Annotated in this window: 14 protein-coding genes; 3 read left to right on the forward strand and 11 right to left on the reverse strand. The window is 73.0% G+C overall.

From position 1 onward, the window contains the following. Positions 1-110: 110 nt before the first annotated feature. Positions 111-911, reverse strand: a complete 801-nt coding sequence (locus tag ACWGJO_RS03695; RefSeq protein WP_452181971.1) for a MarR family winged helix-turn-helix transcriptional regulator — start codon at positions 909-911, stop codon at positions 111-113. A gap of 469 nt (positions 912-1,380) precedes the next feature. Here ACWGJO_RS03695 and fabG point away from each other — a divergent pair, with 469 nt between their 5' ends. Both fabG and ACWGJO_RS03705 read left to right on the forward strand, forming a co-directional pair. Further along, a complete protein-coding gene (gene fabG / locus ACWGJO_RS03700) occupies positions 1,381-2,148 on the forward strand; it encodes a 3-oxoacyl-ACP reductase FabG (RefSeq protein WP_359901584.1) in 768 nt (255 codons plus the stop codon). A 378-nt stretch (positions 2,149-2,526) separates the two neighbouring features. Further along, positions 2,527-3,189, forward strand: coding sequence for a phosphatase PAP2 family protein (locus tag ACWGJO_RS03705; RefSeq protein WP_452181973.1), 663 nt, complete (start codon positions 2,527-2,529; stop codon positions 3,187-3,189). Between the two features lie 76 nt (positions 3,190-3,265). On the opposite strand, the gene ACWGJO_RS03710 is transcribed toward ACWGJO_RS03705, so the two are convergent. Continuing rightward, positions 3,266-3,517 carry an I78 family peptidase inhibitor gene (locus tag ACWGJO_RS03710; RefSeq protein ID WP_387685261.1) on the reverse strand — a complete coding sequence of 84 codons (252 nt, stop codon included), beginning with the start codon at positions 3,515-3,517 and terminating at the stop codon, positions 3,266-3,268. Positions 3,518-3,592: 75 nt separating this feature from the next. Between ACWGJO_RS03710 and ACWGJO_RS03715 the strand changes: the two genes are divergently transcribed. After that, entirely contained in the window at positions 3,593-3,865 is a 273-nt protein-coding gene (locus ACWGJO_RS03715) for a DUF6343 family protein (protein WP_387685259.1), read from the forward strand. A gap of 128 nt (positions 3,866-3,993) precedes the next feature. On the opposite strand, the gene ACWGJO_RS03720 is transcribed toward ACWGJO_RS03715, so the two are convergent. The 9 genes from ACWGJO_RS03720 to hpnC form a co-directional block, all read right to left on the reverse strand. Continuing rightward, positions 3,994-5,391, reverse strand: a complete 1,398-nt coding sequence (locus ACWGJO_RS03720; RefSeq protein WP_452181974.1) for an aspartate aminotransferase family protein — start codon at positions 5,389-5,391, stop codon at positions 3,994-3,996. Then, positions 5,381-7,291 (reverse strand): 1-deoxy-D-xylulose-5-phosphate synthase, encoded by a 1,911-nt coding sequence (dxs, locus tag ACWGJO_RS03725; RefSeq protein ID WP_452181975.1) that lies wholly within the window; start codon positions 7,289-7,291, stop codon positions 5,381-5,383. The genes ACWGJO_RS03720 and dxs overlap by 11 nt, the downstream gene beginning before the upstream one ends. 176 nt (positions 7,292-7,467) lie before the next feature. After that, entirely contained in the window at positions 7,468-8,496 is a 1,029-nt protein-coding gene (gene hpnH, locus ACWGJO_RS03730) for an adenosyl-hopene transferase HpnH (RefSeq protein WP_359901601.1), read from the reverse strand. 2 nt (positions 8,497-8,498) lie between these two features. Beyond that, positions 8,499-9,179 (reverse strand): phosphorylase family protein, encoded by a 681-nt coding sequence (locus tag ACWGJO_RS03735; RefSeq protein ID WP_452181976.1) that lies wholly within the window; start codon positions 9,177-9,179, stop codon positions 8,499-8,501. Further along, a complete protein-coding gene (gene shc, locus ACWGJO_RS03740; protein ID WP_387727827.1) occupies positions 9,176-11,113 on the reverse strand; it encodes a squalene--hopene cyclase in 1,938 nt (645 codons plus the stop codon). The genes ACWGJO_RS03735 and shc overlap by 4 nt, the downstream gene beginning before the upstream one ends. 151 nt (positions 11,114-11,264) lie before the next feature. After that, positions 11,265-12,353 (reverse strand): polyprenyl synthetase family protein, encoded by a 1,089-nt coding sequence (locus tag ACWGJO_RS03745; protein WP_452181977.1) that lies wholly within the window; start codon positions 12,351-12,353, stop codon positions 11,265-11,267. Between the two features lie 215 nt (positions 12,354-12,568). Further along, positions 12,569-14,002 carry a hydroxysqualene dehydroxylase HpnE gene (gene hpnE / locus ACWGJO_RS03750; protein ID WP_452181978.1) on the reverse strand — a complete coding sequence of 478 codons (1,434 nt, stop codon included), beginning with the start codon at positions 14,000-14,002 and terminating at the stop codon, positions 12,569-12,571. A 127-nt stretch (positions 14,003-14,129) separates the two neighbouring features. After that, complete coding sequence (hpnD, locus tag ACWGJO_RS03755) at positions 14,130-14,987, reverse strand: presqualene diphosphate synthase HpnD (RefSeq protein WP_452182023.1); 858 nt, start codon at positions 14,985-14,987, stop codon at positions 14,130-14,132. Positions 14,988-15,028: 41 nt separating this feature from the next. Further along, positions 15,029-15,991, reverse strand: coding sequence for a squalene synthase HpnC (gene hpnC, locus ACWGJO_RS03760; protein WP_452181980.1), 963 nt, complete (start codon positions 15,989-15,991; stop codon positions 15,029-15,031). Positions 15,992-16,005: the final 14 nt, after the last annotated feature.

Here is a 16,005-nt window from a genome sequence, read left to right on the forward strand (position 1 = left end):
CCCGTGGGGGGAGCGGGCGGCCTCAGGCGTACCCCGATCCGCCAAAGTCCATGGCCATGGACCCTCAGCGTTTTGGCGAATCGTTTTGGCTACTGCGGCGAAGTCTTGACCTAGAGCCTGCCCGCCTTCGCGATGAGCGCGAGCGCGGCCTCGTGCTCGCTCTCCTCCAGCGGAGCCAGCAGCAGCCGCTGGACCTCGGCCACCCCGGCGGCCGAGCGGTGCAACAGGTCCTGTCCCGCCGGTGAGAGCGAGAGCAGGTTGCGCCGCCCGTCCGAGGGGTCGCGCCGGCGCTGCACCAGACCGCGGCGCACCAGTCGGCTGACCATCTCGGCCATCGTGGCCTTGTCCAGCGAGGCCAGCTCGCCGACCGTGCGCTGGTCGGCGCCCGGTTCCAGTTCCAGCGCGTCCAGCACCGCGTACTGCGGAGCCGTCAGCTCGGCGCCCACGTGCTCCGACCAGAGCTTGGTGTGCACCTGCTGGCTCACCCTGATCAGGTAGCCGATCGCCCGCTGGGCGTCCAGTATCGGCCGCGCGTCGGTGATGACGGCGACCGCCGCGGGCTCCAGCCTGGCTATCTTGGCCATCACCCGGACGATCTCGACCTGTTCCTCCGCCGTGAGCGGTTCGAACAGGACGCGCTGAACGCGGACCACACCACCGGTGGCCTCGCGCACCGCCTGGGCGCCGCCCTGCGAGAGCGCCAACAGTTTGCGCCGGCCGTCGGCCGGGTCGCGCCTGCGCAGCACCAGGCCGCGGCGGACCAGCCGCGCGACCATCTCCGCCATCGTGGCCTTGTCGAGCGAGGCCCGCTCGCCGACCGTCCGCTGGTCCGCACCCGGTTCCAGGGCCAGGACCAGCAGCACGGCGAACTGCGGAGCCGTGAGATCGGCTCCGACGTGTTCGGACCACAAACGGGTGTGGACCTGCTGTGCAACGCGAATGAGGTGTCCGGGCGACTGCTGCAGTCGCGCAGACACGCGGGTTGTCGGGATCTCCCCCAGCACCATGTATCCGTCCCGATGTCACACCCGGTGTGTGTGGGACACCCGGGTGGGGCAGTAACGGCGAGTGGGCGTCCAGCTATGAGGGAGGGCGCTCCAGCCGTGCAGCCGGTGGCTGCTGGCGGACACTATACAAACGGCGGGCCCTTGCTGGCAGGCAGGGGCGGATAGTAGACGCAGGTTCGGCAACATTGGCATATTTACGGACTGCGAACGGCTTGCAGTAACCCGTTCTCAGCAGAAAGCCGACCGGTCGGTCCTTACCCACCGTCACCTGCGTCTCTCCACTCTGGCCGCCTTCCCTACCCGCCGGTAGGGTGTGGCCACCCTCTCCGGGGGCTCTCCCCGGGAGGCACCCCAGAGAGAGACGAGACCGAGCATGACCGAGCAGAGCACCGCCCCCCGGGTCGCCGTCGTCACCGGCGCCGCCCGCGGCCTGGGCGCCGCCACCGCCGTCCGGCTGGCCGCCGACGGCTACGCGGTCGCCGTCCTGGACCTCGACGAAGCGGCCGGCAAGGAGACCGTCGACCGGATCACCGCCGCCGGCGGCAGGGCGCTGGCCGTCGGCGCCGACGTCTCGGACGCCGAGCAGGTCCAGGCCGCCGTCGACCGGGTGGCCGCCGAGCTCGGCACCCCGGTCGTCCTGGTGAACAACGCGGGCGTACTCCGCGACAACCTGCTCTTCAAGATGTCCGAGTCCGACTGGGACACGGTCATCAACGTTCACCTCCGCGGCGCCTTCCTGATGACCCGCGCCGTGCAGAAGCACATGGTCGACGCCGGTTTCGGCCGCATCGTCAACCTGTCCTCCTCCTCGGCCCAGGGCAACCGCGGCCAGGCCAACTACTCGGCCGCCAAGGCGGGACTCCAGGGCTTCACCAAGACTTTGGCCATTGAGCTGGGCAAGTTCGGCATCACGGCCAACGCGGTCGCCCCCGGCTTTATCGCCACGGACATGACAGCAGCCACTGCCGCCCGGGTCGGCATGGACTTCGAAGACTTCAAGCGGGCTGCGGCCTCGCAGATCCCGGTCCAGCGGGTCGGTGAGCCTGAGGACGTCGCCCACACCATCTCCTTCCTCGCGAGCGAGGGCGCCGGCTTCGTCTCCGGCCAGGTGATCTACGTCGCGGGCGGCCCCCTCGACTGAGCACGGAACCTACACAGGGTTACCACGGAGTGGGAAGCCGGCCGCACCGGCCTCCCACTCCGCCTGCTTTACCGGGGCTTTTGCAGAGCCATTCGACGACCACACTGACTTTCGATCCTGGAATAGTCGAAATCACCCCCCGAGCCAGCCCTGATCGACCCAATTGTCGATTTCCCGGGAAAATGACAATTACCACCGGAATAGCCCTGTCCGGCTGGGTAAGGTCACCCCGTGCAATCCAGAAGTACCCACGCTCCCATTCCGCGCCAGAGGCCGGAGCGCCGCACCCCCGAACCCGACCGCCGGGAACGACCCACCACCCCGGGACACACCCTCCCCCCGGCAGGCCCCGGCCCCGGTGAACCCGGCTGGCCCCCGATGGGCCGACGGCAGGCCGCCCTGCTCGCCGTCACCCTCGCCGGCTACCTGCTGGTACTGGCCGGGGTCCTGCTCAACACCGAGCTGGTCGACCTCGACTGGTCGGTCCGACTGCTGCGTCCCTACGAGCGGTGGCCCCGGCTGGAGCCGCTGCTCGACACCTGGGTGGTCGCCGGGCAACGCGGGCCCTCGGCGATCGCCGCGTTCTGCTGGCTCGGCTGGCGGGCCCACCGCCTCGGCCGGCTGCGCCCGCTGCTGGTCATGGGCATCGCGCTGCTGTTGCTCAACGTCACCGTCGGCGCGGTCAAGATCGTCACCGGTCGGCTCGGCCCGCACTACGCCCAGTACGTCGGCTCGCCCGAGCTCTTCTCAGGCGGCACCATCTTCCCCTCCGGCCACACCGCCAACGCGGTGGTCACCTGGGGGGTGCTCGCCTACCTCGCCGTCCGCTGGCGGCGCACCGGCGCGCTGATCGCCGCCGCCACCGCCTGCTCGATCGGCCTGACCACGGTCTACCTGGGCACCCACTGGGTCACCGACGTCCTGGCCGGCTGGGCCGCCGGACTGCTCGTCCTGCTCTCGCTGCCACTGCTGGAGCCCCTGGTCGCCACCGCCGAGCAGCGGCTCCACCGGCGCTTCGCCCGCCGGCACCTGCCCTGCTGAACCGAACCGCACCCGAACCGAGCCTCGGCGAACCCCGAAGCCGAACCGGCCCCCGAGCCGACGGAACGGGCCGGACCTACCCCTCCCAGCTGCGCTCGACCACACCGTTGCGCACCGCGAGGTTGAGCCGCCCCTGGCGGTACTCCATGGTCATCAGGTCCCCCGGCTCCAGCACCCGGACCGACGCCCAGCCGTGCCTTCGGGCCAGCTCCCGGGCCCGCTCGATCCGCAGCCCCGCGTATCCCTCGCCGTCCTGGCCCCCCGCCCCCGCACCGGCGCCCGGACCCGCCGCGCCGGACCCCGCCCCCACCGCGCCCGAACCCGACATCGCGCCTCCCCGGCTCGCCTCCTCGGACGTACGCTGGAATCGTAGCCCGACCGGCGTGGTCAAGAGGTGAACGGCATGCGCACCACCACCCCGCGACGGTGGCGCAGCGGCACCGAGCCGGCCACCGCCCGCAGCGATCTCAAGCTCCGCTACCTGCTCTCGCTCACCTTCACGCCGCTGTTCGCACTGGCGACGGTGGGTTTCGCGCTCTGGGCGGCCGCCTCCCCCGCCAACGGCGCACCCAGCCGGGGCACCCTCACCGGCTTCGCCGTGGCCTGCGGCCTGCTCACCCTGTTCGCCGCCGTCGATCTCGTGGTGGTGATCCGGCGTCGCCGGACCGAGCTCTGACGCGGTGTCTCCCATGGAGTGGGAAGTCGGCCCGGCCGACTTCCCACTCCGCACCGCGGACTTCCCACGCCTCCGACACCCGCTCCACGTCCCCGGCTTCCCGCGCCGCGCCACCCACGGCCCCGGTCTCAGCGGCCGCCGACCGCCTGCTTGACCAGCGTCCGCCCGAAGTCCCACATCAGTCCGCTCCCCCGGTGGGCCTCGTCCATGATGTCGGTGAAGGCGTCCACGAACCGGTCCACATCGCGCTCGGTGATGATCAGCGGCGGGATCAGCTTGATCACTTCCAGGTGGTCGCCGGACACCTGGGTCAGGATGCGGTGCCGCTGCAGCAGCGGCACCACCACCATCTGTGCGAACAGCCCCTTGCGCGCCGCCTGGAGCGCGGCCCAACCGGTGCGCAGCTTGAGCGACTTGGGCCGGCCGAACTCGATCCCGATCATCAGCCCGCGCCCGCGCACCTCGGCGAGCAGCTCGTAGGTGTCGACCAGTGCGGCCAGCCGTTCGCGGAAGTGGTCGCCGACCTTGCGGGCGTTCTCCACCACCTGCTCGTCGCGCATCACCTCCAGGGTCGCCAGCCCGGCCGCCATGGCCTGGGCGTTGGACCCGAAGCTGGCCGAGTGCACCAGCACCCGGTCCATCGAGGAGTACACCTTCTCGAAGATCCAGCCCTTGCCGAGCGTCGCCCCGATGGGCACGTACCCGCCGGACAGCGCCTTGGCCGCGCAGACGAGATCGGGCAGGACTCCGTCCTCGTGCTGGTAGGCGAAGAACTCGCCGGTGCGGCCGATGCCGGTCTGCACCTCGTCGCAGATCAGCAGCGCCCTGTGCTCGTGCAGCAGGGCCTGGGCGGCGCGCAGCCAGCCCGGCGGCGGAGCCTGGACGCCCTTGCCCTGGATCGGCTCGACGATCAGCCCCGCGACGTCGCCGCGCTTCAACTCCTTGGCCAGCGCGCCGAGATCGCCGAGCGGGATGGCGGTGTCCGGCAGCAGCGGATCGAAGCCCTTGCGGAATCCGTTCTCCCCGTTGACCGAGAGCGAGCCGGTGGTCAGTCCGTGGAAGGCGTGGTCGGCATAGAGGATCCGCCGGCGTCCGGTGGCGTACCGGGCGAACTTGAGCGCGGTCTCCACCGCCTCGGTGCCGCTGTTGCCGAAGAACACCCGGTCCAGTCCGGGCGCGTACGACAGCAGCCGCTCGGCCAGCAGTCCGGGCAGCGGCGGGCAGTCGAAGCGGACCAGGTCCGGCAGGTCGAGGTCCATCACCTGCTGGACCGCCGAGCGCACCACCGGGTGGTGGCGGCCGAGCGCGAAGATCCCGAAGCCGGCCAGCATGTCGAGGTACTCGTTGCCCTCGGCGTCGTAGAAGTACTGGCCCGCGGCGCGCTCGTAGTACTTGTCGAAGCCGATGGTGTGCAGCATGCGCGGCAGCTGCGGATTGAGGTAGCGGCTCTGCAACTCGTAGCGCTCGCCGCCGCGTTCGGCGATCAGGGCGGCGAGGTCGAAGGGGCGGTCTGGGTCAGCCGGCATGGCGCGGGTTCGCTCCTCGGGTCGGTAGCAGGTTCTTGGCGAAGACGGCGGTCTGGGCGGCGACCCCGGTGCCGGTCAGTCCGGCCTCCTCCAGGATCTCCCCGCGCGAGGCGTGGCCGAGGAACTCCTGGGGCAGGCCGAGCACCCGCACCGGCACGTCCACGTCGGCGTCGCGCAGCGCCTGGGCGAGGACCGAACCGACGCCGCCGGTACGGCCGTTGTCCTCGACGGTGACCACCAGCCGGTGGGCGGCGGCCAGTTCGGAAAGCGCCGGGTCGACGGGCTTGACCCAGCGCGGGTCGACCACGGTCGCGGTGAAGCCCTCGGCGAGCAGCAGCCGGGCCGCGTCCAGGCAGGCGGAGGCGGTGGTGCCGACCGCGACCAGCAGGATCTCCGGCACCCGCCCGGTGCGCAGCAGCACGTCCACCCCGCCGATCCGCTCGACGGCCGGCACCGCGGGTCCGACGTTCCCCTTCGGGAAGCGCACGACGGTCGGGGCGTCCCGGACCTCGACGGCCTCGCGCAGCTGGGCGCGCAGCTGTTCGGCGTCGCGGGGCGCGGCGAGCCGCAGGCCGGGGACCACCTGGAGGATCGACATGTCCCACATGCCGTTGTGCGAGGCGCCGTCCGGCCCGGTCACTCCGGAGCGGTCGAGCACGAAGGTGACGCCCAGCCGGTGCAGGGCGACGTCCATCAGGACCTGGTCGAACGCCCGGTTGAGGAAGGTCGCGTAGACCGCGACCACCGGATGCAGCCCGCCGGTGGCCAGCCCCGCCGCACTGGTGACGGCGTGCTGCTCGGCGATCCCGACGTCGAAGGTCCGCTGCGGGTAGGCCTTGGCGAACGGGGCCAGGCCCACCGGCTGGAGCATGGCCGCGGTGATCGCCACCAGGTCCGGCCGCTCGGCGCCGAGGGTGACCAGCTCGTCCCCGAACACCGAGGTCCAGGAGACGCCGCCGCTGGGCGAGATCGGCAGGCAGGTGTAGGGGTCGATCGGGTTGACGGCGTGGAAGCGGTCGGCTTCGTCCTGCTCGGCCGGCCGATAGCCGCGCCCCTTGACGGTCAGGCAGTGCACGATGACCGGCCCGCCGAAGTTGCGGGCCTGGCGCAGCGCCTGTTCGACCGCGCCCAGGTCGTGGCCGTCGATCGGTCCGAGGTACTTGAGGCCGAGGTCCTCGAACATGCCCTGCGGGGCGAAGGCGTCCTTGAACCCCTTCTTGGCTCCGTGCAGCGCGTCGAAGATCGGCTGGCCGACCAGCGGGGTGCGCTGCAGGGCCTCCTTGCCGAGGGCGAGGAAGCGCTCGTAGCCCTGGGTGGTGCGCAGGGTGGCCAGGTGGTTGGCGAGGCCGCCGATGGTCCTGGCGTAGGAGCGCTCGTTGTCGTTGACGACGATGACCAGCGGCCGGTCGCGCGCCTCGGCGATGTTGTTGAGCGCCTCCCAGGCGAGCCCGCCGGTGAGCGCGCCGTCGCCGATCACCGCGACGGTGTGCCGGTCGTGCTGGCCGAGCAGTCGGGCGGCCTTGGCCAGGCCGTCGGCGTAGGAGAGCGCGGTGGAGGCGTGCGAGTTCTCGACCAGGTCGTGCTCGGACTCGCCGCGCGAGGGGTATCCGGAGAGTCCGCCGCGCATCCGCAGCCGGCTGAAGTCCTGGCGGCCGGTGAGCAGTTTGTGGACGTAGCTCTGGTGTCCGGTGTCGAAGACGATCCGGTCGTACGGCGAGTCGAAGACCCGGTGCAGCGCGATGGTCAGCTCCACCACGCCGAGGTTGGGCCCCAGGTGGCCGCCGGTGCGGGTGACGGCGTCGATCAGGAAGTCGCGGATCTCGTCGGCGAGCAGCGGGAGTTCGGCCGCCGGGAGCTTGCGCAGCTCGGCCGGCGACGTGACGCGGGAGAGCAGTGACATGGGTACACCTCACGACTCGGAGCGGTGCGGTGGCGCCTCCGGCCGGCCCGGGCGGCGCGGGGCCCGGCCCGGTTCGGGAACGGACCCGGTTCGGGAACGGGCCCGGCCCGGTAGGGCGGAGCAGGCCCGGGCGCGGGGCCCGGGCCGGGGTGCCGACCCGGGGGCCGGCTCCCGTCTCAACGGCCCTTGTTGCCGCTGACGGTCTCGGTGATGGCGCGCAGCGACTGCTGGAGCGAGCCCATCGTCGCGAGGACGGCGGTCGGCTCGTAGCCGCAGTGGGCCATGCAGTTCTCGCAGCGCGGGTCCTTGCCGCGGCCGTACTTGCTCCAGTCGGTCTTCTCGACCAGTTCGCGGTAGGTCGGCACGTAGCCGTCGGCCATCAGGTAGCAGGGCCGCTGCCAGCCGAACAGTGAGTAGTTGGGGATGCCCCAGGGGGTGCACTCGAAGTCGGCCTTGCCCTCCAGGAAGTCCAGGAAGAGCGGGCTGTGGTTGAGGCGCCAGCGCTTGCGGTTGCCGTCGGCGAAGGCCGTGCGGAAGAGCTCCCTGGTCTGCTCGACGCCGAGGAAGTGCTCCTGGTCGGGGGCCTTCTCGTAGGCATAGGCGGGCGAGATCATCATCTCGTCCACCTTGAGCTCGTCGTTGAGGTAGTCCAGCACCTCGATGACGGTCTGCGGGGTGTCGGTGTTGAAGAAGGTGCTGTTGGTGGTGACCCGGAAGCCGCGGCGCTTGGCCTCCTTGATCGCGGCCACCGCCTCGTCGAAGGTGCCCTCCTTGGCCACCGACTCGTCGTGCCGCTCGCGCATGCCGTCGATGTGCACCGCGAAGGTGAAGTACGGCGAGGGCGTGAACTTGTCCATCTTCTTGCGCATCAGCAGCGCGTTGGTGCAGAGGAAGACGTACTTGCGGCGCTCGACCAGCTGCCGGACGATCTCGTCGATCTGCGGGTGCATCAGCGGCTCGCCGCCGGCGATCGAGACCATCGGGGCACCCGACTCCAGGACCGCGCCGACCGCCTGGGCCACGGGCATCCGCTGCTTCAGGACACCCGCCGGGTGCTGGATCTTGCCGCAGCCCTCGCAGGCGAGGTTGCAGGCGAAGAGCGGCTCCAGCTCGACGATAAGCGGGAACTTGTCCCGGCGCTTGAACAGCTTCTGCTGCATGAGGTAGGTGCCGACCCGCACGGTCTGGCGCAACGGCATGGCCATGGCTAGCTCGCCTCCTGGGGGAGCGTCGAGGATGTGGGGTGGTTCAGGTCTGCGGAGCCGGGCGCGCGCTCCTGCCGGTACCAGTCGACCAGGGCGGGGACCGTCGCCCGCAGGGTCCGCCAGGCACGCACCCCGGCCGGGAGGGTGCCGAACCGCAGCAGCTCGTGCTCGGGCGTGTCCACCACCACCCGCAGGACGGCCGCCGGCAGCGCGGGCCGCACCTCGCACAGCGCGGCCAGGACGGCGGCGGCCTCCATGTCGACGGCGAGCGCGCCCTGGAGGTGCAGGGCGCGCCGTTCGATGCCGCGCACCACGTGGTCGGCGGTGTGGTGGACGCCGGTGTGCACGGTCAGGCCGCGCTCCTTCAGCGCCCGGGTGAGCCCCGGGCCGGAGTCGACCGGGTACAGGTGGCCCTCGGCGTCGCGCACGCCGTCGGCGGCCACCACGTCGCCGGGCAGGACGCCCGGGCCGACCGCGGCCCCGAAGCCGGCCACCACCACGGCGCCGTAGCCGGCGGGGGCGGAGCCGAGCAGCCGTCGGACGGCCGTCCCGGCGCGCCGCCGGCCGACCCCGGTGCGCACCAGTACCGGGGAGCCGCCGACCGCGCCGCGCCAGTCACCGCCGCGCAGGGCCCAGACCTCGGGGCCCAGGGCGCAGAGCACCAGCAGGGGCGCGGTGGTCACCGGGCCGCCCCGATCGCCGGGGCGCCATCGGGCCGGCCCGTACCCGGGGCGCCGTTGAGGTAGCGGCCGAGCGCGGTGACCGGGAAGACCAGCCGGTACAGGTGGTAGTTGATGGAGAAGTCCCACGGGAAGCCGGTGCCGGTGAACTGCGGCTCGTCCCAGGTGCCCTCGGGCAGCTGGGTGCGCACCAGCCAGTCCACGCCGCGCTCCACCGCCGGGTTGGCCCGGCCCTGCGGCCCCTCGCCGGCCGAGAGCAGCGCCATCAGCGCCCACGCGGTCTGCGAGGCGGTGGAGTCGCCGCGCCCGGCCCAGCGCGCCGGGTCGTCGTAGGAGCGCATGTCCTCGCCCCAGCCGCCGTCGGCGTTCTGCCGGTCCTCCAGCCACCGCACCGCCCGGCGGATCGCCGGGTGCTCGTCCGGGACGCCGGCCGCCACCAGGGCGGGCAGCACCGAGCCCGTGCCGTAGATGTAGTTGGTGCCCCAGCGGCCGAACCAGGAGCCGTCCGCCTCCTGGTTGCGCAGCAGCCATTCGACTCCGCGCCTGGTCCGGGGGTCGCGGGAGCGGCCGGTCTCGGCAAGCATCTCCACCACGTGCGCGGTGACGTCGGCGGACGGCGGGTCGACCACCTCGCCGAAGTCGCAGAACGGCAGCCGGTTGGGCAGTGTGCCGGTGTTGTCCACGTCGAAGGCGCCCCAGGCGCCGTTCTTGGACTGCATGCCGAGGTTCCACAGCACGCCCCGGTCCACCGCCGCGTCGACCTTGCCCGGATCGGGGTGGGCGACCCGGCGCAGCGCCAGCACCACCTCGGCGGTGTCGTCGATGTCGGGGTAGGTGTCGTTCTCGAACTCGAAGGCCCAGCCGCCGGGGGCGAGCCCGGGCCGCTTCACGGCCCAGTCGCCGGGTTTGCGGATCTCCTCGCCGAGCATCCAGTCGACGGCGGAGACCAGCGCCGGGTGGTCGGCCGGCACCCCGGCGTCGACCAGGGCGATGGTGGCCAGGCAGGTGTCCCAGACCGGGGACTGGCAGGCCTCCAGCCAGCGCTTGCCGTCCTCGGTGTGCACGGTGAAGCGGTCGAAGGAGGAGAGCCCGGCCTTCACCACCGGGTGCTCCAGCTCGTAGCCCTCCAGGTGCAGGGCGATCAGCGAGTAGACGGCGGGGGGCTGGATGCCGCCCCAGCAGCCGTCGGCCTCCTGCCGTTCGACGATCCAGCGGCAGGCCTGGGAGACGGCCAGTCGGCGCAGCGGGCGGAAGGCCCGGCGGTGGTAGGCGTGCAGCGCCTTGTCGAGGCGTTCGAAGAGGCCGTCCCAGGTGGTGGCGGGGGCGAGCGGCCGGTGGGGGTACGGGTCGTTCGGGTCGGTGTGCAGCTCGGTGAGCGCGAAGGGGGCCGGACGGACCGGGCGGTGGGACGAGACGACGGTCAGCGGGACGATGGTCTGGCGGGCCCAGCAACCGAAGGCGTAGATGTTCAGCGGCAGCCACTTGGGCAGGAAGATGATCTCGGGCGGCATCTCGGGCAGCCGGTCCCAGGGCCACCAGCCGAACAGCGCGAGCCAGATCCGGGTGAACACCCGGGCGGCCGCGATGCCCCCGGCGGAGCGGACGTAGCGGGCGGCGGCCAGCATGTGCGGGGCGTCCGGGTCGTCGCCGGCCAGCTTGAGCGCGACGTACGCCTCGACGGTGGTGGACAGCTCGGGCGGCCCACCGTGGAAGGTGGACCAGGTGCCGTCCTCGCGCTGCTGGGAGCGGATCCACTCGGCGGTGGCGTGGGTCAGTTCCTCGGTGCGGATTCCGAGGAACTGGCGGAGCAGTAAGTCCTCGGCATCCATGGTGACGTTGGTCTCCAGGTCGCCCTTCCACCAGCCCTCGGACGACTGCAGGGAGAGCAGGTGGGTGGTGGCGCGGGCCAGGGCCTCCCGCGCGTCGGCCGGCCGCAGGTCCGCTCCACCGGCCGGCCGGAGCTGGTCGGTGTCCTCGGGCTGCCACCGCCCCGTACCCAGCAGGGCCGGGGGGCGGTCGCCCACCGCGACCGGCTCGGGATCGTACTCAGGGTCGAGCCGGCCGTCCGCGGTTGCTGTCAACGTAACGTCACCTCTCTCGTACCACCACGAATTCGGCGAGTGCGACGAAGTGCTCGCGCACCTCGTCGGTCATGGGCACCTCGTCCAGGGCGGCGAGGGCAGTCGTGTGCTGGCGGCGGGCCTCCTCCCGGGTCCAGGCGCGGCCGCCGGCCTCCTCGATCAGCGAGGCCCGGTCGGCGAGCTCGGGCTCGCTCTCCTCCCCGCGTCCCTTCGGGTCGGCCAGTTGCTCGGCGAGCCGGCGCGAGGCCGCTCCGCCCTCGGCCAGCGCGGCGGCCACCGGCAGGGACTTCTTGCGCTGGCGCAGGTCTCCCCAGTGCGGCTTGCCGGTGACCTCGGTGGCACCCCAGATGCCGAGCAGGTCGTCGACCGCCTGGAAGGCCAGGCCGAGGTGGTGTCCGTAGCGCTGGAGCGCGCCGGAGACCTTGTCGTCGGCGCCGGCCAGGACGGCGCCGATCGCCGAGGCGGCGGCCAGCAGGGCCGCCGTCTTGCCGCCCTCCATCTCCAGGCACTCCGCGACCGTGACGCTGTCGCGCTGTTCGAAGGCGACGTCCATGGCCTGGCCGTCGATCAGCCGGCGGGTCGCCGTGGTGAGCAGTCGGACGGCACGCGCGGCGTCGGTGGCGCTGGCGCCGCCGGTCACCGCGGCGTCGAGCAGCACCTCGGTGCCGAGCGTCGCCAGGGCGTCGCCGACCAGGATCGCCTGGGCCGGCCCGAAGACCGTCCAGGCGGTGGCCCGGTGCCGTCGGGTCTCGTCACCGTCCATCAGATCATCATGGAGGAGGGAAAAGTTGTGCACCAGTTCAACCGCGACCCCGCCGGGCACCCCCACCTCGGCCGCCGCGCCGGTGGCCCGGGCGGACAGCAGCGCCAGCGCCGGGCGCACGGCCTTGCCGCCGTCTCCCGTCACCGGCGTGCCGTCCCGGTCGATCCAGCCGAAGTGGTAGGCGGCGACGGTGTCCATGGGTGCGGCCAAACGGGCGACGGCGGCCCGTAGCGGCGGGGTGCAGAGCGTACGGCTGCGGGCGAGCAGCTCCGGCACCGAGACCGGTTCGGCGTGCGCCGTGCCTCCGACGGCGAAGCCGGTGCGTGACTCCACGTGCGTTCCCTCTCCCTCGTGGTGCCGGACCGCACGGGGCGGCCGGGTGCCGGCAGTGCGGCAGGTGTCGAATCGAGTGCCGGTGCCGATGGTGCCGGTGGTGCCGATATCAGTGGTGCCGGTGCGGCCGGACGGGCCGCGGCCGGCGGTTGCGCCGATGCGCTCGACGGTACGCCCGTCGGCTCTGGCGGGCTCTCCGGCGGCGGGGCCCGCCGTCACCTGGGCCACCTCCCGTCGCCGCGGTCCACCGGCACCCGGGTGCCGGCCGCGGCGAGCGCGGCGTCCGCCGCGGCGTGGCCGCTGCGCACGGCCCCTTCCATGGTCGCGGGCCAGCCGGTGGCCGTCCACGAGCCGGCCAGCAGCAGGCCGGCGACGTCGGTGCGGGCCGACGGGCGCAGCGCCCCGTTGCCCGGGGCCGGGTCGAAGGTGGCGGTGCGCTCCCGGGTGACGAAGAAGTCCAGCACCTCCGCCTGGGCCGCGGCCGGCAGCAGCCGGCCCAGCTCCGGCAGGTAGCGGCGGCGCAGCTCGGCGACCGGGAGGTCGATCTCGTCCTGCGCGGCGGACTGCGACAGCGCCAGGTACTGGGCGCCCGGGTGGGCCCGGCCCAGCGGGGCGGCGGCCAGGCCGGAGTGCGCCGTACGGTCGAAGACCCACTGGACCGGGGAGCCGAGCGCGGCGAAGAACGGCCGGCGCAGCACCTTGCGGTCGTAGATCACGTGCACGTTGAGGATCGGCGCGGTGCCGAAGCCGGCCAGCCGGTCCTGCCCGGGGATCGCGCTCGGCGGCAGCAGCGCGGCCGCGCTGTCCTGGGCGCCGGCCAGGACGACGGTGTCGGCGGTGAGCAGTTCCCCGCTCTCCAGCCGGACGTCGTGCTGCGGCGCGGCCGGCTTCAGTTCGGCCACCCGGGACCGCAGCAGCACCCGGACGCCGGCCCGCTCCAGCTCGGCGAGCGCCCGGTCGTGGTGGATCGTTCCGAGCGGGACGGCGGAGACGCCGATGTCCGAGGCGCCCGGGTCGGAGAGCAGACCGGTCTTGAACACCATCCCGGCGAGCGCCATCGACACCTGGTCGGCCCGGCCGTTCAGGGTGGCGACGCCGACCAGGTCCCACAGCGCGGCCTGGGTGGCGGCGTTCTGCCCGTTGCGGCGCAGCCACTCGCCGAAGGAGATCGCGTCCAGCTCCGGGTCGGCGAGGTCCAGCCGCTGCAGGGCGAGCGCGCCGCGGACCACCCGGGCGCGGTCGGCCGGGGACAGGTGCGGGTAGCGGGCCAGGCTGGCGGCCAGGTGCAGCGGGACGGGCAGGCCGGCCCGGCGCAGCCGCCCGAGGGTGCGCACCGGGGCGGCCTGCGGCCCGGTGACGGAGAGCACCGGGATGTCGAGGCGCTCCTGGAGGTGGACCAGCCGGGTGGCGCCGAGCCGCTCCAGCAGGCCGCGGTAGGCGGTGCAGCAGCGCAGGTAGACGTGCTGGCCGTTGTCGACGGTCAGCTCGCCGCGCTGGAAGGAGAAGGCCAGGCCGCCGAGCCGCGGCCGCCCCTCGGCGAGGGTGACCCGGTGGCCGGCCTCGGCGAGGCGCAGTGCGGTGGTGATCCCGGCCAGACCGCCGCCGACCACGACGGCGGCCGGGCGCGCGGCATCGGCTCGCCCGGTCATCGGCCCTCCCCCTCGCAGTCGGTGGACCGCCCGCAGGCGGTCGCCGAAGCCGGTACTCGTCCGGTCGGCACGGATCTACCCGCACGTGATTCCACGCTGACACAGCGTGACAGAACTGGTGTGAGAATCAAGAACGCCCCCCGGCGAGCCCGGAAAGCGCCACGTACGCCTTCTCCCAGCCCGGCAGGGAGACCCGCCCGCGCAGCACCGATTCCGGGTCGGTGGCGATCCGGCCGAGCAGCCGGTGGTAGATCCCGGCCATCGCGGCGGTGCAGGCGCGGCTGCGGCGGTCGAGCATCGGCAGCAGCCGCAGGCCCTCCTCGAAGGCCGCCTGGGCTCGGGCGGCCTCGAAGGCCACCAGGCCGGTGAAGTCCGCGCCGACCGGCGGCTCCGGCAGGGCGAAGCCCTGCTCGCAGCCGAACCGGACCAGGTCCTCGGCGGGCAGGTAGGTGCGGCCGTTCAGGGCGTCCTCGCGCAGGTCGCGCAGGATGTTGGTGAGCTGCAGCGCCAGGCCCAGGGTGTCCGCGTAGCGCGCCCCGAGGGCCGGGTCGTCGCAGCCGTAGACGCCCAGCGAGAGCCGCCCGATCGCGCCCGCCACGCAGCGGCAGTAGACCTTCAGCTCCTCGTAGGTCTGGTACTCGGCGCCCTTGAGGTCCATCTCGACGCCGTCGATCAGCTCGTCGAAGCCGCCGAGCGGGATCGGGAAGCGCCGGGCCGCGTCGGCCAGGGCGACCTTGATCGGGTCGGTGTCGTCCTCGGCGACGACCCCGGAGCGGACCTCGTCCACCAGTTCCCGGGTGCGCAGCAGCGCCTCGGCCTTGCGGTCGTCCGGGAGGTCGCCGTCTCCGATGTCGTCCACCCGGCGGGCCAGGGCGTACAGGGCCGACATGGCCAGCCGCTTGGGTTCGGGCAGGAGCCGGATGCCGTAGCTGAAGTTGCGCGCCTGCAGTCCGGTGACTGCCTCGCAGTACCGGTACGCCGCCATGACCTGGGCCGACGCCAGTGGTGATACCGCCACTCGGGCGTTCACCTTCCCTTCGCGAAGATGGCCGCCGCCTTCGCTGCGAGGCGGCGCTTGTCAGGCTTCGCCTGCTGGGCGAGCACGTCGTACCCGGCGTCCTCGACGGCCGCCAGGGCCGCGTAGCCGCCTGCGGTGAATCCCGCCAGGAGCAGTCGAAGCCTCCCCCGAACCGTACCTACCAATGGTGCGCCGCGGTCGAGCAGGGTGCGGGCCCGCTCGACCTCGAAGGCGATCAGCTCGCGCACCGCGCCGTCGGCGGAGGGGGCGGCCAGGTCCGCCTCGGTGACGCCGAAGCGGGCCAGGTCCTCGGCGGGCAGGTAGATCCGGCCGTGGGCGAGGTCCTCGGCCACGTCCTGGATGTGCTCGACGACCTGGAGGCCGCTGCACACGGCGTCCGAGAGCTCGATCCGCTCGGGGGTGGAGACGCCGGCGATGGCCAGCACGAGGCGGCCGACCGGGTCGGCGGAGAGGGTGCAGTAGCCGAGCAGGTCGTCGAAGGTCGCGTAGCGGGCGGTGGTCTGGTCCACCCGGTTGGCCTCGATCAGACGGCGGAACGGCTCGGGGGTCAGGCCGTGCCGGTCGACCAGCGGGACGAGCGCGTCCAGCAGCGGGTGGCGGGGCCGGTCGGCGCCGGTCCCGGAGCCGCCGGCGGTGCGCAGCGCGGTCTCGAAGACCCGGTCGAGGTCCCGCTCCAGTCCGTCGAGCAGGGCGAGCCGGAAGGCGGTCTCCTGCGGGGTCGGCGGGCCGGGCTGGGCCGAAGGGGTGGCGGGGGACGGCTGCTCGACCCCGAGCAGGCGGGCGGCGGCGGCCGGGTCGGCCAGGTCGCCGTCGCCGGCGTCGTCGACCAGGCGGGCGAAGCCGTACACCGCCATCAGGTCGTCGCGCCAGGCCGCGGGAAGGAAGAAGGGGGCCACGGGGAAGTTCTCCGCGCCCGCCTTGTTCAGGGTCTGTCCTGCGGAACCGTTCACCGGCGTATCTCTGG

Source organism: Kitasatospora sp. NPDC054795 (assembly GCF_053611565.1).

What these genes read in the sequence shown, in the direction of transcription:
- ACWGJO_RS03715 (WP_387685259.1), top strand. Translation starts at nt 3,593, where the DNA reads ATGCGCACCACCACCCCGCGACGGTGGCGCAGCGGCACCGAGCCGGCC.
- hpnD (WP_452182023.1), bottom strand. Translation starts at nt 14,987, where the DNA reads ATGGCGGCGTACCGGTACTGCGAGGCAGTCACCGGACTGCAGGCGCGC.
- fabG (WP_359901584.1), top strand. Translation starts at nt 1,381, where the DNA reads ATGACCGAGCAGAGCACCGCCCCCCGGGTCGCCGTCGTCACCGGCGCC.
- hpnE (WP_452181978.1), bottom strand. Translation starts at nt 14,002, where the DNA reads ATGACCGGGCGAGCCGATGCCGCGCGCCCGGCCGCCGTCGTGGTCGGC.
- dxs (WP_452181975.1), bottom strand. Translation starts at nt 7,291, where the DNA reads ATGTCACTGCTCTCCCGCGTCACGTCGCCGGCCGAGCTGCGCAAGCTC.
- hpnH (WP_359901601.1), bottom strand. Translation starts at nt 8,496, where the DNA reads ATGGCCATGCCGTTGCGCCAGACCGTGCGGGTCGGCACCTACCTCATG.
- ACWGJO_RS03720 (WP_452181974.1), bottom strand. Translation starts at nt 5,391, where the DNA reads ATGCCGGCTGACCCAGACCGCCCCTTCGACCTCGCCGCCCTGATCGCC.
- ACWGJO_RS03705 (WP_452181973.1), top strand. Translation starts at nt 2,527, where the DNA reads ATGGGCCGACGGCAGGCCGCCCTGCTCGCCGTCACCCTCGCCGGCTAC.
- ACWGJO_RS03710 (WP_387685261.1), bottom strand. Translation starts at nt 3,517, where the DNA reads ATGTCGGGTTCGGGCGCGGTGGGGGCGGGGTCCGGCGCGGCGGGTCCG.